This is a genomic window from Paenibacillus sp. FSL F4-0100 (genome assembly GCF_037993005.1).
GTDB lineage: Bacteria > Bacillota > Bacilli > Paenibacillales > Paenibacillaceae > Paenibacillus_AQ.
On record NZ_CP150303.1, the window covers coordinates 6,912,501 to 6,937,492 of the forward strand.

Genomic DNA, 24,992 nt, shown 5'->3' on the forward strand with positions numbered 1-24,992 from the left:
ACCGTTTTATATCGGTTAGCTATAGCCTGCCTGATGTTTTGGTCCAATCGTTGGTCGCTCAAATCCAGCAGCATCTCATCCAGTTCTTTTCGCAGTACATAATCAAGCTCTTTGCACTCTTTTTCATTGAATAGCATTCCCAGCATGATAGGACCTCCTTATATAGTTAAGCGAACATGTAACGTCACTTCAATCGGATTAAAGCTGCTCTTGCCTATGTAAAGGTGATTAACCGTATTGGCGGGATCTCTAAACCGAATGTATGCTGTCTGCAAATTATGATGAACGCCCTGTCCACGCAGCTCTCTCTTTACTCTGCTAAGCTGCTTTATTAGGTATGCACATTTTCAGGGAAAATTATGACATCAGCCACAACGTAATTGTACTTTCGATCATTGCGGCGACGAGCAGCAGCACGACAACCCATACGGAAGCAGTACCCAGCTTGCGCCAAAAGCCGCGCCACTCCGCGCCTATCCCGCTTCTGCTCTCGCCCCTCGCCGTGACACTTCTCAATACCAGCCCGCCAAAAGCAAGACCATATCCGCAAGCAATCACTATGACCGGGATCTCGATGATCCCGTGAGGCAGCAGCCCTTTCACAATCAGATCAAACAGACTCTCTCCGCTCTCCCCCACGACTTTCACCAAGAAACCAATCACCATACCATTGATGATCAAGAAAAAGAACGGTATCACACCAAGCAGCAAACCTGAGAACATGACCAACACACTCTTAATGCTGTTGTTAAGAAAGATAAAGACAAAGAAGCTCCATTCCGGATGATCAGAGGAACCGAGCTGCTGGCTAATCTCCCCTAATCCTTGAAGCTGACCTAGAAGGAATTGCTCGAACCCCTCTGAGCTTGCTCCCGCCACAATTCCGGCTATAAATAAGACCGTTGCCAAGAGCAATGCCTTCCGGATGGATCTTAAATCTCTGAGAAAAATGCTAAAACGTAACATTCGAGAACCTCCTAAATTGGTATAACTCGCAAGTACGAGCATATGTTGAAAGTAAACAAGCTATTGCACACTGAAGGGAGAGGGGCGCACGTATTATGAATTCTTTTTATGTATTCAACGGCAGAAAGATTAAGCGGTTTTTCTTTGTCCTTGCCGCGGCGATCTTTGCAATCGGCGTTATTTATGTGGAGAGTGACAACATCTCGGTCTTCTCCGAGAACAACCCGTCAGCGATTTACAGCGTGTCTACGGACAAGAAACAAATCGCGCTAACGTTTGACATCAGCTGGGGCGAAAAACGCGCAGAGCCTATTTTACAGGCTTTAAAAGACAATGGAGTTCAAAAAGCAACCTTCTTCCTGTCTGCCCCATGGAGCAAAACGCATCCCGATATTGTGAATGCCATTAAAGAAAACGGGTATGAAATCGGGAGCCATGGCTTCAAGCACGACAATTACAGCACACTCACCGATGAGGAAATACGCAAGCAGATTTCTTCGGCACATACTATTTTAACCGCAATGACCGGACAAGAACCCAAATTAATACGGATGCCTAACGGGGATTTTGACAAAAGAGTGCTCGGTATAGCCCAAAGCCTTAACTACACGGTGATCCAGTGGGATACCGACTCCAGGGATTGGAAGAATATCGGCGTCGACAAAATTGTGGACCGCGTCGTCTCCAAAGCGCATCCGGGAGACATCGTGCTAATGCACGCCAGTGACTCTGTGAAACAAACCCATGAAGCACTCCCTCTCATCATCAAGGAACTTCGTAATAAAGGGTATGAGTTCGTTACGGTAACCGATCTGCTTCAACAGGGTAGCACCCAAGGCACTGAGGTTCGTGATCACGCATCATTGCAAAAGAGCATCGAGGATGCCGGCGGACTATAGAGCCCTGTAATTGAATAATGCTTAACAAAAAAAGAGCTAAGGTGTTAGCTCTTTTTTTCGTCTTGTGTAACTTTATGAAGCGTCAGAATTTGGTATGCATTACAGATCAGCAATGGTACCACCATAAAGATTGTGGCATTGCTGACTCCAATTTGCAGTACACCGATAATCTCCACAATGGAAATCGCCATCATAAAGAAGAGGGTCGGAATCCATGCATTAGCATTTGTACTCTTCACTTTGAGATAAGCAACAACAACGGCAATCACCAAAATGGAAATACCCAAAATCAAATCTTGCTGCAAGCTAGTGGATCCGCCAACAAAGGTACGGAAGAACATCAGCTCCAGCAAGGCAAGAACAGCCAACACAATCTGAATGTATTGCCAAGTCTTCCTGCGGAATATGCCTATCCCCATATAATTCAAAGTCAGGTATGCAAAAAAGCCCATCTGGGAATATACGCTCACCAATGCCCCAGAGCCCAACAAAATCAGCGGGTATATTAATAAATCGGCCATTCCCGTGAATTCGATCGCGCCATTAAACAACTGCAGGATCAGACCTACGATTAATGCCGCCACTGCCCCAACGAGCAGCGTTTTCAAAAACAATTTAGACCACTTTCGTAAGCTCAACTAACTTCCACCCCCACAGATCATTATTTTACCAACGTTCACAATAAAAAACCATTCTGAATCCGACATATTTCTGCAAATCCATCACATACTATGCGAAGAACCGTAAGAAAAACAACTATGGCGTACTTTCACAGAAGATAAACCCGCATGCAGAGGATGTTTTTCTTACGATTATCGAATTTGTTCGGCTTCGCTGAAAACTTATAAATTCAATGATTTTGAAAAAAGGAGGACAACGGTAATGAAATGGCCGTTATTTCGTTTATGTATTATCGTCTTCGTTGCTGCCGTGATGCTTACCGCTTGTGGTACAGAACAAAGTTCGTCCCCGCAGCTCGGATATAAAGAAATCAAATCCATGGTGGTCGACATTCTGAAAACCGACGAAGGTAAAAAAGCGGTAGAGGAAGCGATTAGCAGCGGATCCGGTTCCTCCGGCGGTGGCGGCTCGATGGGGATGCGGATGATGTCCGCCCAATCAGGGGATCAAATTCGGGTGGCTGTTAAGGATACACTGGTGTCGGAGGAATATAAAAAAGAAATTGAGAAGATTATGACCGATCCGAAATTTGCCGGTGATTTTGCCAAAGCCATCAATTCTGAGAGCAAGCAGCTGCATATGCAGCTCATCAAGGACCCGACATATCAAAAATCGATTCAGGATATGTTAAAGTCTCCCGATGTAATGAAATCGTTTCTTGAATTGACCAATACCCCGGACTATCGCAAACAGTCCATGACCGTGATGCAGGAAGCTATGCAGAACCCGCTGTTCCGCATGGAGGTAATGGAACTGCTCAAAACGGTTGTGAAAGACGAACTTCAGCCTAAAGTGGAGAAGAAAAAACAAGGCAAGGGACAAGGGCAAGAAGAGCAAGGCGGTAGCGGTGGCGGTGACGGTGACGGTGGCGGCGGTGGCGACGGCGGTGGCGGTAGTGAAGAAGGCAGTGGCAGTTAGGCCATTTTTCATAAACAAAACAAGCTCCCTACACAGGGAGCTTGTTTCATAATATGGATATAAGGACCTCGTCTAAACGGATTTCCCAAGCTTGGCTGCAATTCTAGCAGCTATCTCATCGTAGATCCCTGCGCTCTCGGTACCTGCCTTATACACAGATGGGGAGAAATCCGGCTCTGAAGGGTGGTTATCCGGCGCTCCTAATGGAAGCTGCGCGAGGAGCTCGGTATGAAGCGTCTCGGCGAGCTTCCCTCCGCCTCCACGACCAAATACATAATCCTTCTCCCCGCCATGGGAGCAGACATAATAGGACATATTCTCCACGACGCCCAAGATTTCATGATCGGTCTGCAAGGCCATCGCACCCGCTCTGGCAGCAACAAAAGCCGCCGTAGCATGCGGGGTGGTTACAATGATCTCTTTACTCTGGGGAATCATCTGATGCACGTCAAGAGCTACATCCCCTGTTCCTGGCGGGAGGTCAAGCAGCATGTAGTCCAGATCCCCCCAAGCGACATCCGCGAAGAATTGACGCAGCATTTTGCCAAGCATCGGCCCGCGCCAAATCACCGGACTATTCTCGCGGATGAAGAAGCCCATGGACATTACCTTGACACCAAAACGCTCAACCGGATGGATGACGCCCTCTTCGGTTACGGATGGCCCCTCTTCAATGCCCATCATGTCCGGTACGCTGAAGCCGTAAATATCCGCGTCAATCAAACCGACCTTCTTGCCTTGGCGTGCCAAAGCTGCAGCTAGATTCACTGTAACAGTGGATTTACCGACGCCGCCTTTGCCGCTTGCAATCGCAATGAAATGAACGCCGGACTGCTCGCTAAGAAGCGTATTCTGCTCCATGCCGGCAGCATGCCCTTTTGTCAGCTTCTCGCGATCGTTAGCTTCCTCCTGGGCTGCTCCGCTAACGGCATTGTCTAGAGGGCGCATGCGGATATGAATATCCTCCGCCCCCATAGCTTCAAGAATTTCTCTGATCTGCGCTTCCAGGGAAGCGCGTACATCTTCACTACTGTACGTCACGGATAATCGGACCGTGCGTTCCTTTACAACAATATCTCGAATACGCTGGAGCTCCATCAGGCTCTTCCCGGTTTCGGGATCGCGTAAAGGCTGGAGTATCTCCTGTACCGTTTCTCTAGTCAGCATATAAGCACCTCTGCTCTATGTAATGGAATAGACACTGTTTCGATATTTCCTGTCCATTATACCATTACTCTGCAGCTTGTGACGACTCGCTGGCGGACTCTCCGGAGGTATACCGCAAAATGCCATTATATACGGAAGCTGCGACCTTTCTTTGATACTTCTCATCACGCAGCAATTCGGATTCCTCGGGATGGGACAAGAAACCGACCTCTACCAGTGCAGATGGCATGCGTAGGGCTTGAAGCAAAAATATTTTGTCATCCGTTTTGGCCAGACGCTGCGTATTCTCCAGGTTATGTCTGATTTCAGCCTGAATCAATTCGGCGAGTTTTTTACTCTCTCCGTTATTCGGAGGAAAAAAGGTCTGCGCCCCTCTCCATCGATTAGATGGAATACTGTTCAGATGCATGCTGATAAACAGATCCGCTTTACTATCCTCGATCATCCGCACACGTTGTTTGAGGTCTTCCGTTTTCCGCTTGGAATACCCCTTTGTGCTTTCTGCAGCCAGGTCGTAGTCTCCTTCTCTTGTCATAATGACGAGCGCACCTGCCTGCTGCAAATAATCACGCAAATACAAGGTGATGGCCAGGTTTACATCCTTCTCTATAACACCTTGTCGGCTTACCGCCCCGCCATCTGGCCCGCCATGTCCTGCATCAAGGGCAATGACTTTACCGGCAAGCGGTAAACTCCAGGTATTCGACGTTTTGGCAGAGGGGATTTCGTATGTCACAACGATAATGAGCAGTGCCAGAAGCACAGCTCCAATCAGGGTCTGCTTAATTCTCTTCAACGATATCCACAACGTAACCTTATCCGTTCTCCGCCTGGACATAACAAAACCACCTCGTCCCATGAGTTGTTCTACTCCATCATATGGGACAAGGTGGCTAATTATGCCTTGGTTATACCGTAATCTGCTCTTTCATCCCTTCGATCAGTACTTGCGCGACTTCCGGGCGCGTAAATTCCGGCGGCGGACACTGCCCTTCGCGAAGCAAGCCACGGACCTTCGTACCGGATAAAGTCAAATGATCTTCCTTAGGATGCGGGCATGTTTTGCTTGAGGCCATGTTTCCACAAGTGGTGCAGAAGAAGCTGTGCTCGAAGAACAGCGGGGTAATACCCAACTCTTCTGCAGTGAAATTTTTAAAAATTTCCTGTGCCTCATAGGTGCCGTAGTAGTCACCGACTCCTGCGTGATCCCGGCCCACGATAAAATGGGTGCATCCATAGTTTTTACGAACCATGGCATGGAATATGGCTTCCCTAGGACCCGCGTAACGCATGGCAGCCGGAAATACGCCCAGGAAGGTGCGATCGGCGGGATAGTAGTTCTCCAACAAGGTCAGATAGCTCTTCATTCGCACATTGGCAGGAACGTCATCCGCTTTGGTCTCTCCTACAAGCGGATTGAGGAACAGTGCATCTACGATTTCCATTGCACTCTTCTGAATATATTCATGTGCACGGTGAACCGGATTACGTGTCTGAAAGCCTACAACCGTATTCCAGCCCTTGGCTTTGAACTGTTCGCGAGTCTCTGCCGGATCAAAATAAAACTCGCCAAACCGTTCCGGCTGTGGACGACTAAGTACTTGGATCGGTCCGCCTACATAGGTCGAAGGACGTTCAAAAAGCTTCTTCACGCCTGGATGCTCCGGATCATCCGTCTTAAATACTTGAACAGCCTCGACTTGCTGATCCACCTGGTAGACGCTCTCTACATCGATAACGCCATAGACGACACCATCTTCTTCGCCTACAAGTGCCGCCTTCTCGCCGACGACAAGTTTAGCCGCTGTAAACTCATCAACAGCCAGTGTAACCGGTATGCTCCAGACCGTACCGTCCGATAAACGCATAGAGGAAACCACAGACTTGTAATCCTGCTCGTTCAAAAATCCTTGCAAAGGCGAAAATGCCCCGACCCCAATCAAATCCAGGTCCGAGATGCTCCAAGCGTTTACAGGGATCTTATGAAGAGTGTCGACCTGTTTCAATAAATCTTCACGCTCTGCTCCTTGGGCTACCCGCTGTACCAGCGTGCCGCCATGAGGGAGTATGGCTGTCATGAATAATTCCTCCTTCTTATGCTGTAACTGTACAATCCTAAGTCAATCATGATTGGTTTATTTATGAAGTCCGCATTCCGTCTTCTCATGGCCTGACCAGCGTCCAGCACGTGGATCTTCTCCTGGCATCACCTGTCGTGTGCAATATTCGCAGCCAATACTCGGATAATTCTGATCATGCAGCGGGTTGTAGATGATATCGTTAGCTCGGATGTAGTTCCACACATCCTCGCTAGTCCAGCCTGCGATCGGATTGAACTTCACCAACCCGAACTTGGTATCGTACTCAATCTTCTTCGAGTTAGCTCGGGTAGGCGCTTGATCTCTTCGTATCCCTGTAATCCAAGCCTCATATTGAGACAGAATCCGAGTCAATGGTTCTACCTTTCGGATGTTGCAGCACTCAGTCGGGTTGACGCTCCATAATGCTTCACCATGCTGAGCCGCTTGCTCTTCCGGCGTAATGAGCGGAGAGACCCGCACGAATTCCAGGCCGTAACGTTCGGCCATACGATCCCGCGTTTCGTATGTTTCTGTGAAATGAAAATCGGTATCCAGATAAAAAATATCCGTCGACGGGCTAATCTTTTGAATCATATCCACCAATACCACATCTTCTGCTCCAAAGCTGCAAGCAAACGTTATATTGGGAAATGTCTTGATCGCAAATGCGATGACTTCCTCAGCTGATGCATGCTCAAGCTCTTCTGCTTGCACTCGGATCAAATCCTCTTTCTCCAGCAAATTCATGATTGATGCCTCCCCCGATATTAATCCCGATAATCCTACTGAAATAATATGAATTAAATACAGTATAAAACATTCCTAATAAATGTCAACCATCAAATCGATACCATGAAAAACGAAAAAACCCTTCCTGCATAAGCAGAAAGGGTCTTCTGTCTCTTCGATTTCCAAACATTTTGACAAATACCAATCTTAGTCTGTTGTTGCCACCGATACCTCTTTAACTTTAGTAGCAGCTCCGGCACTTTTCCCTTCCGAATCCTCGGGTTTGGGAGCAGGTGTCTGATTCGACGTCCGCAGCGGAATCTCCTTCAAGAAGAATACGAGTAGCAATGCAACGACGAGCACTAACGTGCCTGTGAGAAACACCATCGATAATGTATTTCCAAGTGCATCGCGGATACTGTCGATCATTTGCACGAATAAAGGTTGTACATCAGCAGGAAGACTTGCCTGCGTCTGCTCGATCAGCGGTTTATTCATCAGTGTCTGTGGATTAGCGAAGGAGAGCATCTTCTGGGCTAGCTGCGGATCCACAGCGCTAAAATCCGGTGCATTAGCCGACTGAAGAGATTCCTTCAGGTTCTTCGTCAGGTTATTCGACATAACCGTACCCATAACCGCGATCCCGATTGTACCGCCAAGATTACGGAACAATTGAGATGATGCCGTTGCTACACCAAGCTCTTTGTGGGGTACCGCATTCTGCGTAGCCAGTGAGAATACCGGCATACCCAAACCAAGACCGATACCGAAAATAATGGTACTAACTACAGTGAGCCAGATGTTGTCCATGAACACCATAATTCCCATGCCGACCATCATAATTGGAACTCCAAGAAGTGCGTAACGTTTATACTTACCACTCTTAGCAATAAGCTGACCTGCTACGGCACTCGTACCCATCATGAAAATCGACATAGGTATAGTTACATATCCCGCATAGGTTGGTGAAATACCAAGTACGCCTTGAACGTAGAAGGAAATATAAATCATGGCACCCATCAGACCGAAGTTCATAAAAAATCCAATCAGATTGGAAACCGTAACGACACTATTTTTGAACAAACTAAGCGGCAGTACCGGTTCCTTCGCTTTCATCTCAACAAGGATAAAGATGAGGGCTGATACGACCGAAGCCGCTATGAGACCGATAATTTGCGGTGATCCCCAAGGATATTCCGTACCTGCCCAAGAGAAGGCAAGCAGTAAAGGAACGATAGACGTTGTAAGGAACAGGGAACCCAGATAGTCAATAGACTGACCATGTTTGCGCTCGACCTTGGGAAATAACGTCCAGATCATGATAAAGGCTACTACACCCAGCGGCAGGAAGATCCAGAATAACCAACGCCATTCGATGTTATCAACCAAGTATCCGCCTAGCGTAGGACCAAGGACACTGGAGAAACCGAATACCGCTGTCATCAGCCCCATCCACTTGCCACGTTCCCGCGGTGGGAATAAGTCACCGACCGACATAAATGCGGTTGACTGAATAATACCGGCACCAATACCTTGAATACCACGATAAATAATGAATTGGTACACGTCTGTTGATGTACCCGTTAGGAAAGCCCCTAACATGAAAAATAATATACCTATCAAAATAAACGGCTTACGTCCGAACATGTCGGACAGCTTACCTACCAGTATGGTTGCGATCGTTGATGTTAACAAATAAATATTGATGGTCCATGTGTAATAATCCATGCCATCCAGAATGGCGATAATCCGCGGCATTGCGGTGCTCGTTATCGTCTGGTTAATGGCTGCGAAGAACATCGCAGCCATGATTGCTATCATAATTGAAACTTTACGTTTAAGCGTTAAATGCTCCATGCTATATGCTCCACCTCTACCCTTTGTTGTGATTGTCTTTATCTAGGTTTGACAGCATCAAGGAGAAGATTCTTCTCAAATGCCGAATGTCTTCCTCAGCGAGGATATTAAAAAAACCCTGAATCATTTCCTTCTGATCCTTCTTCACTTTCCTAATTACATCCAGACCCGGTTCCAAGAGTGTAATGTTGACAACTCTCCGGTCATCCTCAGCACGCTCTTTCTGTAAGTATCCTTCCGCAACCAATTTGTCTGTTAGACCAGTTATAGCCGGCGGTGTCAAAGACAAAGCTTCGGCAAGCTCCGATACCTTCAGAGGCCCCCTCAGCTTTAATACATACAGCACCTGAAATTGAGGAAAGCTTAAATTGTATTTCCCGGCACTCGACTTGTTCCACTCTTGAGAAATGTTCTTCAGCAGTGCCCGGAACATCGACGACACCTTGAAAATCTCTTCATTGCGATCCAACCATATCCCCCCTTCTCTTCTTCTGTGCTCCGAAAATTACTTATTTAATTAATGTTTAAATATTAATTATTTAAGTTGTTAATTAATTCGCAATTAATAATATATCTCTATTTACATATGAAGTCAAGTGGTTAACGATGTAAGTTCATCCATATGTTCATCCTTCTATCCGCAGGTTGTGCACATGGTGTGCACAACCTGTTCAATTGTGGCGACCGAATTCCACATGTGTTGTCAATGATGTGCATATCTTTGTGGACAAACTACGTTCAGATAGCATAAAAAAGCCCTTGACCGTAATGGCCAAGGGCTTGGTAAATCGTAAATATTAACGTTTGGAGAACTGAGGAGCGCGACGAGCCGCTTTAAGACCGTATTTTTTACGTTCTTTCATACGTGGGTCACGAGTCAGGAATCCAGCTCTTTTCAGAGAAGGACGGAATTCTGGATCTGCTTTCAGAAGAGCACGGGAGATACCGTGACGGATTGCTCCAGCTTGACCGGAGATACCGCCACCGTGAGCGATGACAAGCACGTCATATTTGCCCAATGTTTCTGTCAGATTCAAAGGTTGTTTAACGATCAGTTTGAGTGTTTCCAAACCGAAATATTCATTAATATCACGTTTATTGATGACAATGCGTCCTTCACCCGGTACGAGGCGTACACGTGCTACCGAGTGTTTACGACGACCTGTCCCATAGTATTGTACTTGTGCCATGAAACTGTCCTCCTTTTTAATTAACCGCGAAGTTCGTAAACTTCTGGTTTTTGTGCTTCATGTGGATGTGCTGTGCCTGCATATGCTTTCAGTCTCAGCTTCATTTTCTCGCCCATGCGAGTTTTAGGAAGCATGCCGTGAACCGCGCTTTCGATTACACGCTCTGGGAATTTCGCAATCAGGTCTTGAGCTGTAGTTACTTTCAATCCACCTGGATGCATGGAGTGACGATAGTATTTTTTGTTCTCCATCTTTTTGCCAGTGAGGTGGATTTTCTCGGAGTTGATAACAACCACGAAATCCCCTGTGTCAACATGTGGAGTGAATTGAGGCTTATGTTTGCCGCGGATCAGAGCCGCAACTTCACTTGCCAAACGGCCAAGCGTCTTGCCTTCGGCATCAACGATGTACCATTTGCGCTCAACTTCATTTGGCTTCGCCATATAGGTGGTACGCATGTATAGTTCCTCCTTGTATTCGTCCGAAAATCATCATTAATTTTCATTATTTATCTTCGTTCATGTTTAAAGCATTGTTATGTTATTGCAGTCTTGCATTCGGCATTTTCTTAACCGGGGCTGTGGGAGAGCCGTTAAGAAAACACAACTTATATAATACAGGATTACGCCCACATCCGCAAGTGTTTTTTGGTTTTCCACCTTACACCATGCGTGTTATTCAAACAAGCCGCCTATCACAGCCATAAGGAATTTCTTCTTTTTGTTGTGATAGCCCTTTCCGTGGTCTGATATCAACGGTCATTGAGATTAATCGTTTCCGGTGATATCATACTCCACTCCCCATAACATCAGGCCCTTGCCCATGGCTGTTGGACCGGCTGCTGCCCGGTTTTTGGCTTCCAGTATGACCAACATGTCATCCGGATGGCGCTTGCCTTCCCCTACCTCAATCAACGTCCCCATAATGATCCGAACCATATGCTGCAGAAACCCGTTCCCGGATACGTACGTATGAATGACTCCTTGATCTCTCGTACCCGGACGGCACATGGACGTGTCCTTCTCGATCCAAGCATCAAAAATAGTACGAACGTGGGACGGCTTCGTCGACTTCCGTGACGCAAACGTTGTATAGTCATGCGTTCCGATCAGATGAGAAAGTCCCTGCTCCATCGCTGCGATATCAAGTTTCCCATGATGGTGGATCTGGTACCGCCGGTTGAATAGATCCGGATATTGGTTTGCATTGATGGTAAAACGATAGGTTTTGCGTTTCGCTGCGTGGCGGGAATGGAATTCCATGGGTACCTCCATCGCATCCGAAACCACGATATCTTCCGGCAGCCAGGTGTTTAATGCCATACACCAACGCTCTACGGGAATTGGAGAAGCAGTGTAGAAATTGAATACTTGGGCACGAGCATGCACCCCAGCATCTGTCCGGCCAGAAGCCGTAATCTTGAGCTGTTCACCAGACAAACGGCGGATCGCTTCCTCCAAATAATCCTGAATCGTGTGGCCACCGGGCTGGGTCTGAAAGCCGTTATAATCGGTACCGTCGTAACTGACCTTCATCAGAAGATTACGCATTGCTGACCTCCTGAGTGCTTTCATCGAAAAACACTGCGCCAACGAAAGCCTGTACACATTATAAGAAAAACTTCTATCGACGTACTTTCACAGATGAGAGACCGCATTTAGCGGAAGTTTTTCTTGCGATATCAGGAAGTCACAAGCTTCGAAGTTTATACTTTCTGATATCTTAAGAAAACCTCTATCGGGGATTTTACTGATAACTTATAATTCTATATCCATCAAAAAAGAGCCCCATAGGAGCTCCTTTTCATCATGTTAAGCCGAACCCTTCGAGTCAGCCACATGACTAGAAGGCCCCGTTATTATTGCCCATGGAGTAGTCGAGACGAGTCGAACCAGATGATCGACTATATCTCGCACCACTTCCCGTTCATGGCTCCAAGAATAAACATCTACAGAGCCGGGCATACATAACTACAGTCACTTCAATGGAACAAAGCTAATTTACGCGCGATCTACCAGTTCCAAGTAAACCATTGGAGCTGCGTCACCACGACGAGGACCCAGTTTCAGGATACGAGTGTATCCGCCTGGACGCTCGGAGTAACGAGGAGCGATTTCGGAGAACAATTTTTGGATTGCATCTTGTTCACCGTCTACTGTTTCACGACGCACGAATGCAGCTACTTGACGACGAGCGTGAAGATCACCTTTTTTTGCTTTTGTGATCAACTTCTCAGCGATCGAACGAACTTCTTTCGCCTTGGCTTCAGTCGTTTGAATGCGCTCATATAAGAAAAGGTCGGTTACCAGGTCACGGAACAACGCTTTACGCGCACTGGAATCGCGGCCCAACTTTTGGTATGCCATGTGTTTTTCCCTCCTTTGCTAAGCTAAGCCGAATCTATGCTATTCTTCCGTACGAAGTCCCAGGCCCAACTCTTCAAGCTTCTCTTGAACTTCCTCCAAGGATTTGCGTCCGAGGTTCCGAACTTTCATCATATCCTCTTCGGTTTTCGTGGTCAGCTCCTGTACCGTATTAATGCCGGCACGTTTCAAGCAGTTGTAGGAACGAACGGAAAGATCCAGCTCTTCGATCGTCATTTCAAGTACTTTTTCTTTCTTGTCTTCTTCTTTCTCAACCATGATCTCTGCATCCTTCGCTTCGTCGGTCAGACCTACGAAGAGGAACAGATGCTCAGTCAAGATTTTCGCGCCGAGACTAACAGCTTCTTCCGGGCGGATGCTGCCATCCGTCCAAATTTCAAGCGTCAGTTTATCGTAGTTGGTTACTTGACCAACACGCGTATTTTCCACGCCGTAGTTAACACGGCTAATCGGAGTATAGATCGAATCGACGGGAATGACGCCGATAGGCTGGTCATCGCGTTTGTTCCGATCCGCCTGGACATAGCCACGACCGCGACTGGCAAAAATACGCATATGAAGTCTTGCACCAGGGCCGAGCGTTGCAATATGAAGATCTGGATTCAGAATCTCCACATCACTATCCGCACGGATGTCACCAGCAGTAACAACCCCTTCACCCTCCGCATCAATCTCGAACACTTTCTCTTCATCGGAATGAATTTTCAGAGACAAAGCTTTCAGGTTCAGGATGACCTCGGTCACGTCTTCCATGACACCCGGAATCGTGGAAAATTCATGCAGTACGCCATCGATTTGAATCGATGTGACTGCTGCGCCCGGTAGTGAGGATAACAAGATGCGGCGAAGCGAGTTCCCCAGCGTCGTGCCATACCCTCTCTCCAGAGGCTCAACTACGAATTTCCCATAGGTTCCATCTTCATTGACATCAACGGTCTCAATTTTCGGCTTTTCGATTTCAATCACGCAAGTACCCCTCCTTCAAACGTCGCTCCTATATGAAACTGTCATCTTATCCAGTAATCCATGTAGTAGTATGCCTAAACAACCATTATTAGCAGATTGCAACGGATTTATACCACATTAACAGGATGACTTCATTATACGCGACGACGTTTTGGTGGGCGGCATCCGTTATGTGGAATTGGTGTAACGTCTTTGATCAGGTTTACTTCGAGACCTGCTGCTTGCAGAGAACGAATTGCTGCTTCACGACCAGCACCAGGACCTTTAACCATTACTTCCACCGCTTTCATACCGTGTTCCATAGCCGCTTTGGCAGCTGATTCAGCAGCCATTTGCGCAGCGAACGGGGTCGACTTACGGGAACCTTTAAATCCAAGGCCGCCGGAGCTTGCCCAAGAAATCGCGTTTCCGTGAGGATCCGTAATCGTTACGATTGTATTGTTGAATGTGGAGCGGATATGAGCCACGCCACTTTCAATATTTTTGCGGTCACGACGTTTAGTACGTACGACTTTTTTTGGTTTAGCCATTGTCTATTATCCCCCTTTCTTATTTCTTCTTGTTCGCTACGGTACGACGAGGACCTTTACGTGTACGAGCATTCGTTTTAGTACGTTGACCACGAACAGGCAATCCACGACGGTGACGAATACCGCGGTAGCAGCCGATCTCCGTGAGACGTTTAATATTTAAGGAAATTTCACGACGCAGGTCACCTTCTACCTTAACCATACCGTCGATCGTTTCGCGCAATTTGCTGACTTCATCTTCTGTCAAATCACGGACACGAGTGTCTGCATTGATTCCAGTTTCTTTCAATACTTTCTGGGAAGTCGTTTTACCGATTCCGAAAATGTAAGTCAAGGCGATCTCAACGCGTTTGTCACGTGGTAAATCCACACCAGCTATACGAGCCATTTTACGCTACACCCCCTTCTTTAACCTTGTTTTTGTTTGTGTTTCGGATTTTCACAGATAACCATTACGTTCCCTTTGCGGCGAATGACTTTGCATTTTTCGCAAATAGGCTTTACAGAAGGTCTTACCTTCATGCTAATTACCTCCTCCAAGTTTTACGTTGTAAAACCAGCTTCGAAACTAAAGTAGTTTGTTACCGCTGCTGAGTTTTACGTCAGTAAAACCGCTTCGCAGCTTTCCTTGATTCCCCAGGGGAACCTTAAATCTATTTACGGTACGTGATACGACCTTTGGTCAAATCATACGGCGAGAGTTGTACAACCACTTTGTCTCCTGTAAGGATACGGATAAAGTGCATCCGCAACTTTCCGGAAACATGAGCGAGAATCTGATGACCATTCTCCAGCTCGACTTTAAAGGTAGCATTCGGCAACGGCTCAATGACCGTTCCTTCGACTTCAATGACATCTTCTTTAGCCACAGTTAGTCTCCTTTCTGATCTGCCTTGGATTTATCGGATACAAACCGGTCCAGTGCGAAACGCAGTTTACCGTTTGTAACCCGACCGCTTTCTTGCAAACTGTTTACCACTTCACTGCTAATGTAGGATTGAGGTTCAAGATGAAGAACGTTCTTCTTCTTGGCCCCGTCAAACTTGCGTTTGTCCCCATCCGCGATCCACACGAACCTGCTGTCCTCAATCGAAACGATAACGGCATACTGTCCGGCATCTCTGCCTTTCAGTATCTTAACAATCTGACCGGGTTGAAGCGTGAATTCATTATTCAATTTCATCACCCTATTCCGGCAGCTTCGTCAAAATTTCCATGCCATCCGGCGTGACTGCTACCGTATGCTCGAAGTGAGCACATAGTGAGCCGTCTACCGTTACAACCGTCCAGTTGTCTTCCAGCGTCTTGACATTCCGCTTCCCCGCGTTGACCATCGGCTCGATCGCGAGCACCATGCCCGGTTTGAGTCTTGGTCCACGGTCAGGGATGCCATAGTTCGGAATTTGCGGATCCTCATGCAGTTCGGTACCCACACCATGACCAACGTACTCCCGGACGACAGAGAAACCTGCATCCTCGATATGACGCTGTATGGCATGAGAGATTGTAAACAAGCGGACATCGGGTTTGATTAGCGCAAGTCCAGCATAGAGCGATCCTTCCGTTACGTCCAGCAGACGCTGGGCCTCTTCGGAAATCTCTCCTACCGCGTAGGTCCATGCCGAGTCACCATGGTAACCCTGGTACTGTGCACCGATATCAAACGTAACGATATCACCCTCGATTAATTTGCGTTTGCCTGGAAATCCATGCACCAATTCTTCGTTGACTGATGCGCAAATGCTGGAAGGAAATCCGTTGTAGCCTTTAAAAGATGGCACAGCGCCTTGGCTTCGAATGAACTTGTCGGCCATAAGGTCAAGTTCCCCGGTCGTAATGCCCGGTTCTACATGAGCGGCAAGGAGTTTGTGGCATTCTGCCACGATCCTTCCTGCTTCTCTCATCAAGCTCAGTTCCGTTTCGGATTTACAAATGATCATTATACTTAACCTCTCAGTATAGACGCAATTTGTGATGAAACCGCGTCGATTTCCTGATCACCATCGATTTGACGCAAAAGACCTTTGTTCTCATAAAACGTGAGGAGTGGTGCTGTTTTGTTGATATATTCGTCTAAACGAATGCCGACGCTCTCTTCGTTATCATCGGAGCGCTGGTACAATTCGCCGCCGCATTTATCACAAATGCCTTCCTGTTTAGGAGGATTAAAGATCACATGATAAGTCGAACCACAGTTTTTGCAAATCCGGCGGCCAGTAAGGCGAGCCAGAAGCTTTTCCCGATCAACTTTCAGGTTGATGACGTGATCGAGACCAGTATTCAAGCGGGCGAGAATGTCATCCAGCGCTTCCGCTTGCGAAAGGGTTCTTGGAAAACCGTCCAATAAAAAACCTTTTTCGCAATCGGACTGCTGCAGACGCTCTTCCACAATACCAATCGTTACGTCATCCGGTACCAGCAGACCTTGATCCATGAATTCCTTCGCTTTAATCCCGATGGGAGTTCCTTGTTTGATCGCGAGACGAAATGCATCGCCCGTTGAAATATGAGGAATACCGAATTCATTCACGATGTTTTCTGCTTGCGTCCCTTTTCCTGCCCCAGGAGGACCCATGAATAAGATGTTCACCTTACGTCACTCCCTCCCCTTGATTGACTAGCAAGAACAACACAATAGGCGCCGGGAAGCGATACAGACCACTCGCCGGAACCTATCGCCTATTTATTGATAAAACCTTTGTAGTGACGTTTGATCAGTTGGCTTTCGATCTGCTTCATCGTATCCAGTGCAACACCGACGACGATCAAGAGTGAAGTACCACCGATCTGAACCGTACGAGGAAGACCTGCAAGTGATCCAAAGAACACCGGAAGCACAGAGATCACGGCCAAGAACAACGCTCCTGTCATGGTCAGACGGGTCATAACCCGAGTCAGATACTTCTCGGTAGCTTTACCAGGACGAATGCCCGGAACATAGCCGCCGTTCTTCTTCATATTATCAGCCATTTGGTTCGGATTCATCTGCACGAAGGTGTAGAAGAACGTGAAACCAATGATCATGAGTACATACAGTACCATTCCAAGCGGGCTGTCATAAGCCAGGTTCGCCGTAATCCACTTCGCCCAATTCATGTGTGCCCAGAAGCTGGCTAGGATAACCGGGAATTGCAGCAATGACATCGCAAAGATTACCGGGATAACGCCTGCACCGTTAATCTTGAGTGGAATGTGTGTGTTCTGTCCGCCGTACATTTTGTTTCCTACAACACGCTTCGCGTATTGAACCGGAATTTTACGGATACCTTGCTGAATGAATACAACACCGGTAATGATCAAAATCAAAATCAGAAGGATGATAACACCCTTCAGAATGTTCATAAACACTTGACCATCCTGAATGAAATTCGATTCGATCGTTGTCCGAATGTGCATTGGAATACCAGCAGCGATACCACCAAAGATAATGATCGAAATACCGTTACCGATTCCGCGTTCCGTAATCTGTTCGCCGAGCCACATCAAGAATGATGTACCTGCGGTAAGCACAATTGCGATCACGACAAAGTCGATAGTGGTTGCTCCAGGCACCATATCCATGCCATACAGGCGGTTAAACCCGACAGACATACCGAACGCCTGAATCAATCCCAATATTACCGTACCATAACGAGTAATTTGAGCCAACTGCTTCTTCCCGTGTTCCCCTTGTTTGTTCCATTCCGCAAACTTTGGAATGACGTCCATCGACAACAACTGCACGATAATGGACGAAGTAATATATGGAAATATCGAAAGGGCGAAGATCGAAAACTGCGATAGTGCGCCCCCCGAGAACGTGTTAAGAAGACCGAACAACTCATTGCCTGCCTGATTCGTCTGGGTAAAAACATCTTTGTTAACGCCGGGAACTGGAACAAATGATCCAATACGGAAGATGATCAGAACGAATAAGGTGAACAAAATACGCTTGCGAAGGTCATCCACACGCCATATATTTTTCAGGGTCTTAAACATTAGATCACCTCGGTTTTACCGCCGGCAGCCTCGATCTTCTCTACCGCAGATTGAGAAAACTTATTAGCTTTTACAGTCAAAGAAACGGTAACTTCACCGTTGCCAAGAATTTTGATTCCGCTCTTTGTATTGTTAACAATACCGCTCTCAACCAAAACTTCTGGAGTCACTTCAGTACCTGCTGCAAAGCTGTTAAGTTCTTCGATGTTCACAATCGCGTACTCTTTCCGAGTTGGGTTTACGAAACCGCGCTTCGGAAGACGACGGTACAATGGGTTCTGTCCACCTTCGAAGCCTGGACGTACACCACCGCCGGAACGAGAGTTTTGTCCTTTGTGACCGCGACCCGATGTTTTACCCGTACCACTACTAGTACCGCGTCCAACGCGCTTGCGCTCTTTGCGGGATCCAGGTGCTGGGCTCAGCTCATGTAACTTCATCGTTCGTTGCACCTCCTTAATATGTCCGGGAATACGTTGCCCGGGATTAACCTTCGATTTCTTTAACAGAAACCAGGTGATTTACTTTCTTGATCATTCCGCGAATTGCAGCATTGTCGCTTTGAACCACGGAATGGTTGAGTTTACGAAGTCCGAGTGTTTTCACGGTTGCACGCTGATCCTCTGGACGACCAATCACGCTGCGTACGAGGGTGATTTCAAGTTTAGCCATGAGATTCCCTCCTTAACCCAACAGCTCTTCGACGGATTTGCCGCGAAGCTTGGCAACATCTTCAACACGCTTCAGGCGGGACAATCCCTCCAAAGTCGCATTGACCATGTTCATGGAGTTCGAAGAACCTAGAGATTTTGTCAAAATGTCGCCTACGCCAGCCAGTTCAAGTACTGCACGAACCGGTCCGCCAGCGATAACTCCAGTACCTTCAGATGCCGGCTTCAACAATACTCGGCCTGCTCCGAAGTGACCTGTTACGAGGTGAGGAATAGTTGTTCCAACAAGTGGAATGTGAATCAGGTTTTTCTTAGCATCTTCAATACCTTTGCGGATTGCATCCGGTACTTCGCCTGCTTTACCGATACCTGCTCCTACCCAACCTTTGCCATCACCGACAACTACCAGTGCGCTAAAGCTAAAGCGACGTCCGCCTTTTACAACTTTAGCAACGCGGTTAATGTTTACTACTCTTTCAGTCAGTTCTAAAGTGTTAGGATCTACACGCAAGTCGTTTACCTCCTTTTGAAAATATCTTAGAATTCAAGGCCTGCCTCGCGAGCTGCCTCTGCAAGTGCTTGAATACGTCCATGATACAAGTATCCACCGCGATCGAATACGATCACTTTGTAACCTTTGTCTGCAGCACGTTTTGCAACGAGTTCGCCGACTTTACGAGCGGATTCAACGCTTCCGCCGTTCTTGATATCAGTAGCCAATTCTTTATCCAACGTAGAAGCTGATGCCAAAGTCACGCCAGCCACATCGTCGATCAATTGAGCATAGATGTGTTTCGAAGAACGGAACACGTTCAGACGTGGACGTTCTGCTGTGCCTTGGATTTTCTTACGGACACGCAGGTGTCTTTTCAGACGAGCTTTGTTCTTGTCTTGTTTCGTGATCATGTTTCCATTTCCTCCCTTCAGTTTTGCCTTAAGAGCTTCGCTTTTAGACGCATCGGGTAAGTATGGGAGAAGAAGTAAGTTATCCACCAGGTGAGACCCCGGTTAGCTAACTTATTTCTTCTTACCAGCTTTACCTTCCTTACGGATAATGCGTTCACCTTCGTATTTAATACCTTTACCTTTGTATGGCTCAGGCTCACGTACGGAACGGATCTTAGCTGCGTATGCACCTACGCGCTCTTTATCGATACCGCGAACGGTGATTTTTGTGTTTGTTGGTACTTCGAATTCGATACCAGCTTCCGGTGTAATTTCAACTGGGTGGGAGTAACCCACGTTCAGAACGATTTTATCTCCGGTTTTGCTTGCACGGTACCCGACACCTACCAACTCAAGGTTTTTCGAGAATCCTTCAGTTACACCGTTGACCATATTTGAGACAACGCTGCGGGTCGTGCCGTGAAGAGAGCGATGTGTTTTGTTGTCGGAAGGACGAACAACATTGATCTCGTTGTTTTCTACTGTAATTTGCATGTCTTTATGCAGTTCACGAGTCAAGGTACCTTTAGGTCCTTTTACAGTGATTACAGTGTTATCCAGTGTGACTTCCACACCGTTAGGAATAGCAATTGGTTTACGACCAATACGGGACATTCATTACACCTCCTATCTTGTGACGTTGATTACCATACGTAGCAGAGAACTTCTCCGCCAGCTTTGGATTGACGAGCTTCTTTGTCGGTCATAACTCCCTTAGACGTGGAGATGATCGCAATACCCAAACCACCAAGTACGCGAGGTACTTCGTTGCTCTTCGTGTAAACGCGAAGACCTGGTTTGCTGATTCTTTTCAGACCTGTGATTACACGTTCGTTGTTGGAACCATATTTCAGGAATACACGAATGATCCCTTGTTTATTGTCTTCCACAAACTCTGCATCACGGATGAAGCCTTCACGCTTCAAAATGTCAGCGATTTGTTTTTTAATCGTCGAAGCAGGCATTTCTACTGTTTCGTGGCGAACCGTGTTCGCGTTACGAATACGAGTTAGCATATCTGCAATTGGATCGGACATAGTCATGTAGGATAAACCTCCTTCCCGTTTATAAACTTCTTACCAGCTTGCTTTTTTCACGCCAGGAATCTGGCCTTTATAAGCTAATTCACGGAAACAAATTCTGCAAATTTTAAACTTCTGCAGTACCGAATGTGGGCGACCACAACGTTCACAACGGGTATATGCCCGTACTTTATATTTCGGTGTACGTTGTTGTTTAACTTTCATCGAAGTTTTTGCCACTTAGCCTGACACCTCCTAAATAGTTTCGGAGAAAAGGACAACCGTCTTATTTCGCGAAAGGCATGCCCAGTTGAGCAAGCAGTTCACGGGATTCTTCGTCGGTTTTAGCTGTCGTTACGATAACGATGTCCATACCGCGAACTTTATCCACTTTGTCATACTCAATTTCAGGGAAAATGAGTTGCTCTTTCAGACCGAGCGTATAGTTACCGCGTCCGTCAAATGCTTTCGTGGACACGCCTTGAAAGTCACGTACACGTGGAAGTGTAACGTTGAACAGCTTGTCGAGGAAGTAGTACATACGCTCACCGCGCAGTGTTACCTTCACACCGATAGGCATGTTCTCACGCAGTTTGAATCCCGCGATGGATTTCTTCGCACGGGTGATAACCGGTTTTTGACCAGCAATCAGCTGCATGTCGTTCACAGCGGAATCAAGCACCTTCGAGTTAGCTACAGCGTCACCTACACCCATGTTGACGACAACCTTCTCGATTTTTGGTACTTGCATTACTGTCTTATAGCTAAACTTCTGCATCAGAGCAGGAGTTACTTCGTTCAAAAAACGTTCTTTCATTCTTGCTGCCATGATTCAAGGACCTCCTTTCTAAACCGTCTTATTTATCGATAACTTCTCCGGATCTTTTTGCTACGCGAACTTTTTTACCGTTGTCCAGTACTTTGTAACCGATACGGGTTACTTTTCCGCTCTTCGGATCAACGTGCATAACGTTCGATACATGGATCGGAGCTTCCTTCTCGATGATACCGCCTTGTGGGTTCATTTGGTTTGGCTTCTGGTGCTTCTTGATCATGTTCACACCTTCAACCAAAACACGATTTTCACGAGGGTACGCTGCGATGACACGGCCTTTTTTGCCTTTGTCTTTACCGCTGATGACGATAACAGTATCATCCTTTTTCACGTGCAGTTTGTTGCTATGGGATTCCAGATCTTTTTTCACTTTAGGCATTCGTTACACCTCCTATGACTAGCCAGTTCAACTATTTATCGGGTTCCCGAAAAGTTACGTCACTTTTTGGGGTGTTATTTAGATTACTTCCGGAGCCAAGGAAACGATTTTCATGTAGTCTCTTTCGCGAAGTTCGCGAGCAACTGGTCCGAAAATACGAGTTCCGCGTGGGCTTCTGTCGTCTTTAACAACAACAGCTGCATTCTCGTCAAATGAGATGTAGGATCCGTCTTTACGACGTACAGAACGCTTCGTACGAACGACTACCGCTCTTACTACATCACCCTTTTTGACAACGCCGCCTGGTGTTGCTTGTTTGACGGAACATACGATCAAATCACCGATTTGAGCTGTACGACGACCAGTACCACCCAATACGCGGATACACATCAGTTCCTTCGCACCGGAGTTGTCAGCAACAGCTAAACGTGTAAATGGTTGAATCATTTAAATTTCCTCCTTCCATCAAAAACTGATCATATCTTAGATGATAACCGCTTTTTCAACCACTTCTACCAATCTCCAGCGCTTGTCTTTGGAGAGAGGGCGAGTTTCCATGATTTTAACGGTATCTCCGATTTGAGCTTGATTGTTCTCATCATGCGCTTTAAATTTTTTCGTGTATTTAATGCGTTTGTGATACAAGTCATGCTTCTTATAAGTTTCAACAGCTACAACAATGGTTTTATCCATTTTATCGCTGACAACTTTACCAATTTGCACTTTACGAGCATTGCGTTCTTCGCTCATTTGTTAGCCTCCTTCCTGAATTCAGAACAGTGAGTTCCGTTTCATTAACTAATCCCAAGTTCTCTTTCACGGATAACGGTTTTAGCACGAGCTATTTCTTTGCGAACGTCACGGATCCGAGTCGGGTTGTCAAGCTGGCCTGTGGCCAATTGAAAACGGAGGTTAAAGAGTTCCTCTTTAAATCCGGCGATTTTTTGCTCGATTTCTGCAGTGGTTAAGTTGCGCAGTTCATTAGCTTTCATTTGCTTCACCACCCACTTCTTCTCGTTTCACAAACTTCGTTTTAACAGGCAGCTTGTGAGCGGCGAGACGCATCGCTTCGCGGGCGATTTCCTCGGACACGCCTCCAAGTTCAAACATGATCTTGCCTGGTTTTACAACGGCAACCCATTTCTCTACGTTACCTTTACCGCTACCCATCCGCACTTCAAGAGGCTTTTGAGTAATCGGCTTATCTGGGAAAATCTTGATCCATACTTTACCGCCACGACGAATGTAACGAGTCATCGCGATACGAGCAGCTTCGATCTGACGGTTCGTGATCCAGCCTGGTTCTGTAGCTTGCAGACCGAATTCGCCGAAGTTCAGTTCAGTACCGCCTTTAGCTTGACCTCTCATATGGCCGCGCTGTTGTTTGCGGTGTTTTACACGTTTTGGTACCAACATGATTAGTTGCCTCCTTCCTGAGCAGCTTGTTTCTTAGCCGTAGGAAGAACCTCTCCACGATAGATCCATACTTTCACGCCGATACGGCCGTAAGTCGTATGCGCTTCTGCTGTACCATAGTCGATGTCTGCACGAAGCGTATGAAGTGGAACAGTTCCTTCACTGTAGCCTTCCGTACGAGCAATCTCGGCTCCGCCAAGACGTCCGCTGACCGATGTTTTAATCCCTTTAGCTCCAGAGCGCATAGTTCTTTGAATCGCTTGTTTCAGTGCACGACGGAAAGACACACGACGTTCCAACTGTTGTGCAATGCTTTCAGCAACAAGAATAGCGTCCAGTTCAGGGTTTTTAATTTCAGAAATGTTGATGTGAACTTTTTTACCGCCGGCAATTTTAGTCACTTGTCCGCGCAGTACTTCTACTTCGGAACCACCTTTACCGATAACCATACCAGGCTTCGCAGTGTGGATCGTCACGTTCACACGATTAGCCGCTCTCTCGATTTCGATACGAGATACAGCGGAGTCTTTCAATTTATTTTTCAGGTATTCACGGATTTTCACGTCTTCCAGCAAAAGATCACCGAAGTCTTTGCCTGCATACCATTTGGATTCCCAATCACGGATAATACCGATACGGAGTCCTACTGGATTTACCTTTTGGCCCACACGTTTTCCCTCCTTATTTTTCAGCTACCACCAAAGTAATGTGGCTGGTGCGTTTATTGATCCGGCTTGCACGTCCCATCGCACGCGGGCGGAAACGTTTCATAGTCGGTCCCTGGTTGACATAAGCTTGCGTCACAACCAATTTAGTTACATCCAAAGAGTAGTTATGCTCAGCGTTTGCGATAGCCGAGTTCAAAAGCTTCTCAACAACCGGAGATGCAGCTTTCGGAGTGTGACGAAGAATTGCGATCGCTTCGCCCACTTGCTTACCGCGGATCAAGTCAACAACGAGTTGAGCTTTACGAGGAGCAATACGAATCGATCTAGCATGTGCTTTTGCTTCCATATGTTTAACCTCCTCTCAAACAAAGAGCTTCATTAATTATCTTCTTGTTTTCTTATCATCTTCATGACCTTTGTAAGTACGAGTTGGAGCGAACTCACCCAACTTGTGTCCTACCATGTCCTCTGTTACATATACAGGTACATGTTTACGGCCATCGTATACTCCGAACGTGTGACCGATAAATTGCGGGAAAATAGTGGAGCGGCGGGACCAGGTTTTGATCACAGCCTTTTTGCTTGCGCTGTTCATGTCCTCCACTTTTTTGAGCAGATATCCGTCAATAAAAGGTCCTTTTTTCAAACTACGGCTCATATTGAAATCCTCCCTTCACCAAATTGTCTCGTTACCTTCGAGCCTGTCACGA

The 24,992-nt window shown here is 46.8% G+C and carries 40 protein-coding genes (1 of these 40 only partly in view); 2 read left to right on the forward strand and 38 right to left on the reverse strand.

Annotated features, from left to right (window positions below; translation table 11 throughout):
• A protein-coding gene (locus MHH48_RS31435) for a hypothetical protein (RefSeq protein ID WP_009592811.1) crosses the window boundary here: on the reverse strand, positions 1 to 146 show its 5' portion. 85 nt of this gene lie to the left of the window's left edge; only the first 146 of its 231 coding nucleotides appear in the window; it begins with the start codon at positions 144 to 146; its stop codon lies off the left edge, out of view.
• A gap of 211 nt (positions 147 to 357) precedes the next feature.
• On the reverse strand, positions 358 to 966 hold the full coding sequence (locus MHH48_RS31440; RefSeq protein WP_076326204.1) for a stage II sporulation protein M: 609 nt from the start codon (positions 964 to 966) through the stop codon (positions 358 to 360).
• 95 nt (positions 967 to 1,061) lie between these two features.
• On the opposite strand from MHH48_RS31440, the gene pdaB reads away from it, so the two are divergent.
• A complete protein-coding gene (gene pdaB, locus MHH48_RS31445; protein ID WP_076326205.1) occupies positions 1,062 to 1,865 on the forward strand; it encodes a polysaccharide deacetylase family sporulation protein PdaB in 804 nt (267 codons plus the stop codon).
• A 44-nt stretch (positions 1,866 to 1,909) separates the two neighbouring features.
• On the opposite strand, the gene MHH48_RS31450 is transcribed toward pdaB, so the two are convergent.
• Positions 1,910 to 2,503, reverse strand: a complete 594-nt coding sequence (locus tag MHH48_RS31450; protein ID WP_076326206.1) for a KinB-signaling pathway activation protein — start codon at positions 2,501 to 2,503, stop codon at positions 1,910 to 1,912.
• Positions 2,504 to 2,747: 244 nt separating this feature from the next.
• On the opposite strand from MHH48_RS31450, the gene gerD reads away from it, so the two are divergent.
• The gene (gerD, locus tag MHH48_RS31455) at positions 2,748 to 3,464 is read left to right on the forward strand and encodes a spore germination lipoprotein GerD (RefSeq protein WP_076326207.1); all 717 of its coding nucleotides are present in this window, start codon (positions 2,748 to 2,750) and stop codon (positions 3,462 to 3,464) included.
• A gap of 72 nt (positions 3,465 to 3,536) precedes the next feature.
• Here gerD and MHH48_RS31460 read toward each other — a convergent pair whose 3' ends face one another.
• From MHH48_RS31460 to rpsS, 35 genes are all read right to left on the reverse strand, one after another.
• Positions 3,537 to 4,631: an Mrp/NBP35 family ATP-binding protein gene (locus tag MHH48_RS31460; RefSeq protein WP_076326208.1), complete on the reverse strand. Its 1,095-nt coding sequence runs from the start codon at positions 4,629 to 4,631 to the stop codon at positions 3,537 to 3,539.
• 64 nt (positions 4,632 to 4,695) lie between these two features.
• Positions 4,696 to 5,469: an N-acetylmuramoyl-L-alanine amidase CwlD gene (gene cwlD, locus MHH48_RS31465; protein WP_076326209.1), complete on the reverse strand. Its 774-nt coding sequence runs from the start codon at positions 5,467 to 5,469 to the stop codon at positions 4,696 to 4,698.
• A 70-nt stretch (positions 5,470 to 5,539) separates the two neighbouring features.
• Positions 5,540 to 6,709 (reverse strand): sulfate adenylyltransferase, encoded by a 1,170-nt coding sequence (sat, locus tag MHH48_RS31470; protein WP_076326210.1) that lies wholly within the window; start codon positions 6,707 to 6,709, stop codon positions 5,540 to 5,542.
• A gap of 57 nt (positions 6,710 to 6,766) precedes the next feature.
• Positions 6,767 to 7,459, reverse strand: coding sequence for a phosphoadenylyl-sulfate reductase (locus MHH48_RS31475; protein WP_076326211.1), 693 nt, complete (start codon positions 7,457 to 7,459; stop codon positions 6,767 to 6,769).
• Between the two features lie 189 nt (positions 7,460 to 7,648).
• On the reverse strand, positions 7,649 to 9,298 hold the full coding sequence (locus tag MHH48_RS31480; protein ID WP_076326212.1) for an MDR family MFS transporter: 1,650 nt from the start codon (positions 9,296 to 9,298) through the stop codon (positions 7,649 to 7,651).
• A 16-nt stretch (positions 9,299 to 9,314) separates the two neighbouring features.
• On the reverse strand, positions 9,315 to 9,767 hold the full coding sequence (locus tag MHH48_RS31485; protein WP_076326213.1) for a MarR family transcriptional regulator: 453 nt from the start codon (positions 9,765 to 9,767) through the stop codon (positions 9,315 to 9,317).
• Between the two features lie 328 nt (positions 9,768 to 10,095).
• A complete protein-coding gene (gene rpsI, locus MHH48_RS31490; protein ID WP_006212891.1) occupies positions 10,096 to 10,488 on the reverse strand; it encodes a 30S ribosomal protein S9 in 393 nt (130 codons plus the stop codon).
• A 20-nt stretch (positions 10,489 to 10,508) separates the two neighbouring features.
• Positions 10,509 to 10,946: a 50S ribosomal protein L13 gene (rplM, locus tag MHH48_RS31495; RefSeq protein WP_076326214.1), complete on the reverse strand. Its 438-nt coding sequence runs from the start codon at positions 10,944 to 10,946 to the stop codon at positions 10,509 to 10,511.
• 309 nt (positions 10,947 to 11,255) lie between these two features.
• A complete protein-coding gene (gene truA / locus MHH48_RS31500; RefSeq protein WP_076326215.1) occupies positions 11,256 to 12,038 on the reverse strand; it encodes a tRNA pseudouridine(38-40) synthase TruA in 783 nt (260 codons plus the stop codon).
• Between the two features lie 450 nt (positions 12,039 to 12,488).
• Positions 12,489 to 12,854 carry a 50S ribosomal protein L17 gene (rplQ, locus tag MHH48_RS31505; RefSeq protein ID WP_071221011.1) on the reverse strand — a complete coding sequence of 122 codons (366 nt, stop codon included), beginning with the start codon at positions 12,852 to 12,854 and terminating at the stop codon, positions 12,489 to 12,491.
• 39 nt (positions 12,855 to 12,893) lie between these two features.
• Positions 12,894 to 13,838: a DNA-directed RNA polymerase subunit alpha gene (locus MHH48_RS31510; protein ID WP_071221012.1), complete on the reverse strand. Its 945-nt coding sequence runs from the start codon at positions 13,836 to 13,838 to the stop codon at positions 12,894 to 12,896.
• Positions 13,839 to 13,972: 134 nt separating this feature from the next.
• Positions 13,973 to 14,368: a 30S ribosomal protein S11 gene (rpsK, locus tag MHH48_RS31515; RefSeq protein ID WP_006212896.1), complete on the reverse strand. Its 396-nt coding sequence runs from the start codon at positions 14,366 to 14,368 to the stop codon at positions 13,973 to 13,975.
• Between the two features lie 19 nt (positions 14,369 to 14,387).
• Positions 14,388 to 14,756, reverse strand: a complete 369-nt coding sequence (rpsM, locus tag MHH48_RS31520; protein ID WP_006212897.1) for a 30S ribosomal protein S13 — start codon at positions 14,754 to 14,756, stop codon at positions 14,388 to 14,390.
• Between the two features lie 20 nt (positions 14,757 to 14,776).
• A complete protein-coding gene (gene rpmJ, locus MHH48_RS31525) occupies positions 14,777 to 14,890 on the reverse strand; it encodes a 50S ribosomal protein L36 (RefSeq protein WP_003333770.1) in 114 nt (37 codons plus the stop codon).
• A 131-nt stretch (positions 14,891 to 15,021) separates the two neighbouring features.
• Positions 15,022 to 15,237 carry a translation initiation factor IF-1 gene (gene infA, locus MHH48_RS31530; protein ID WP_006212898.1) on the reverse strand — a complete coding sequence of 72 codons (216 nt, stop codon included), beginning with the start codon at positions 15,235 to 15,237 and terminating at the stop codon, positions 15,022 to 15,024.
• Positions 15,238 to 15,239: 2 nt separating this feature from the next.
• The gene (locus MHH48_RS31535; RefSeq protein ID WP_083659844.1) at positions 15,240 to 15,551 is read right to left on the reverse strand and encodes a KOW domain-containing RNA-binding protein; all 312 of its coding nucleotides are present in this window, start codon (positions 15,549 to 15,551) and stop codon (positions 15,240 to 15,242) included.
• Between the two features lie 4 nt (positions 15,552 to 15,555).
• The gene (map, locus tag MHH48_RS31540; RefSeq protein ID WP_076326216.1) at positions 15,556 to 16,308 is read right to left on the reverse strand and encodes a type I methionyl aminopeptidase; all 753 of its coding nucleotides are present in this window, start codon (positions 16,306 to 16,308) and stop codon (positions 15,556 to 15,558) included.
• A 5-nt stretch (positions 16,309 to 16,313) separates the two neighbouring features.
• Positions 16,314 to 16,958 carry an adenylate kinase gene (locus MHH48_RS31545; protein ID WP_009589204.1) on the reverse strand — a complete coding sequence of 215 codons (645 nt, stop codon included), beginning with the start codon at positions 16,956 to 16,958 and terminating at the stop codon, positions 16,314 to 16,316.
• A gap of 89 nt (positions 16,959 to 17,047) precedes the next feature.
• The gene (gene secY / locus MHH48_RS31550) at positions 17,048 to 18,346 is read right to left on the reverse strand and encodes a preprotein translocase subunit SecY (RefSeq protein WP_076326217.1); all 1,299 of its coding nucleotides are present in this window, start codon (positions 18,344 to 18,346) and stop codon (positions 17,048 to 17,050) included.
• A complete protein-coding gene (gene rplO / locus MHH48_RS31555; RefSeq protein ID WP_006212903.1) occupies positions 18,346 to 18,786 on the reverse strand; it encodes a 50S ribosomal protein L15 in 441 nt (146 codons plus the stop codon). Before rplO ends, secY begins: the two co-directional genes overlap by 1 nt.
• Positions 18,787 to 18,832: 46 nt before the next feature.
• Positions 18,833 to 19,018 carry a 50S ribosomal protein L30 gene (gene rpmD, locus MHH48_RS31560; RefSeq protein ID WP_076326218.1) on the reverse strand — a complete coding sequence of 62 codons (186 nt, stop codon included), beginning with the start codon at positions 19,016 to 19,018 and terminating at the stop codon, positions 18,833 to 18,835.
• Between the two features lie 12 nt (positions 19,019 to 19,030).
• Positions 19,031 to 19,528, reverse strand: a complete 498-nt coding sequence (gene rpsE / locus MHH48_RS31565; RefSeq protein WP_009589212.1) for a 30S ribosomal protein S5 — start codon at positions 19,526 to 19,528, stop codon at positions 19,031 to 19,033.
• A gap of 26 nt (positions 19,529 to 19,554) precedes the next feature.
• Positions 19,555 to 19,923 (reverse strand): 50S ribosomal protein L18, encoded by a 369-nt coding sequence (gene rplR / locus MHH48_RS31570; RefSeq protein ID WP_076326219.1) that lies wholly within the window; start codon positions 19,921 to 19,923, stop codon positions 19,555 to 19,557.
• Positions 19,924 to 20,034: 111 nt separating this feature from the next.
• Positions 20,035 to 20,577, reverse strand: coding sequence for a 50S ribosomal protein L6 (rplF, locus tag MHH48_RS31575; protein WP_076326220.1), 543 nt, complete (start codon positions 20,575 to 20,577; stop codon positions 20,035 to 20,037).
• Between the two features lie 29 nt (positions 20,578 to 20,606).
• Entirely contained in the window at positions 20,607 to 21,005 is a 399-nt protein-coding gene (gene rpsH / locus MHH48_RS31580; RefSeq protein WP_006212908.1) for a 30S ribosomal protein S8, read from the reverse strand.
• 33 nt (positions 21,006 to 21,038) lie between these two features.
• Positions 21,039 to 21,224 carry a type Z 30S ribosomal protein S14 gene (locus MHH48_RS31585; RefSeq protein WP_074961883.1) on the reverse strand — a complete coding sequence of 62 codons (186 nt, stop codon included), beginning with the start codon at positions 21,222 to 21,224 and terminating at the stop codon, positions 21,039 to 21,041.
• A 46-nt stretch (positions 21,225 to 21,270) separates the two neighbouring features.
• A complete protein-coding gene (gene rplE / locus MHH48_RS31590) occupies positions 21,271 to 21,813 on the reverse strand; it encodes a 50S ribosomal protein L5 (RefSeq protein ID WP_076326221.1) in 543 nt (180 codons plus the stop codon).
• 28 nt (positions 21,814 to 21,841) lie between these two features.
• Positions 21,842 to 22,198, reverse strand: coding sequence for a 50S ribosomal protein L24 (gene rplX, locus MHH48_RS31595; protein ID WP_076326222.1), 357 nt, complete (start codon positions 22,196 to 22,198; stop codon positions 21,842 to 21,844).
• Positions 22,199 to 22,276: 78 nt separating this feature from the next.
• Complete coding sequence (rplN, locus tag MHH48_RS31600) at positions 22,277 to 22,645, reverse strand: 50S ribosomal protein L14 (protein ID WP_006212911.1); 369 nt, start codon at positions 22,643 to 22,645, stop codon at positions 22,277 to 22,279.
• Between the two features lie 36 nt (positions 22,646 to 22,681).
• Positions 22,682 to 22,948, reverse strand: coding sequence for a 30S ribosomal protein S17 (gene rpsQ, locus MHH48_RS31605; RefSeq protein ID WP_009589223.1), 267 nt, complete (start codon positions 22,946 to 22,948; stop codon positions 22,682 to 22,684).
• 44 nt (positions 22,949 to 22,992) lie between these two features.
• Entirely contained in the window at positions 22,993 to 23,190 is a 198-nt protein-coding gene (gene rpmC, locus MHH48_RS31610) for a 50S ribosomal protein L29 (protein ID WP_007132561.1), read from the reverse strand.
• Positions 23,180 to 23,614: a 50S ribosomal protein L16 gene (gene rplP, locus MHH48_RS31615; RefSeq protein ID WP_009589221.1), complete on the reverse strand. Its 435-nt coding sequence runs from the start codon at positions 23,612 to 23,614 to the stop codon at positions 23,180 to 23,182. Before rplP ends, rpmC begins: the two co-directional genes overlap by 11 nt.
• Positions 23,615 to 23,616: 2 nt before the next feature.
• A complete protein-coding gene (rpsC, locus tag MHH48_RS31620) occupies positions 23,617 to 24,282 on the reverse strand; it encodes a 30S ribosomal protein S3 (protein ID WP_006212915.1) in 666 nt (221 codons plus the stop codon).
• A 13-nt stretch (positions 24,283 to 24,295) separates the two neighbouring features.
• A complete protein-coding gene (gene rplV / locus MHH48_RS31625; protein ID WP_015737624.1) occupies positions 24,296 to 24,628 on the reverse strand; it encodes a 50S ribosomal protein L22 in 333 nt (110 codons plus the stop codon).
• Positions 24,629 to 24,664: 36 nt separating this feature from the next.
• Entirely contained in the window at positions 24,665 to 24,940 is a 276-nt protein-coding gene (rpsS, locus tag MHH48_RS31630; protein ID WP_023964919.1) for a 30S ribosomal protein S19, read from the reverse strand.
• Between the last annotated feature and the right edge of the window lie 52 nt (positions 24,941 to 24,992).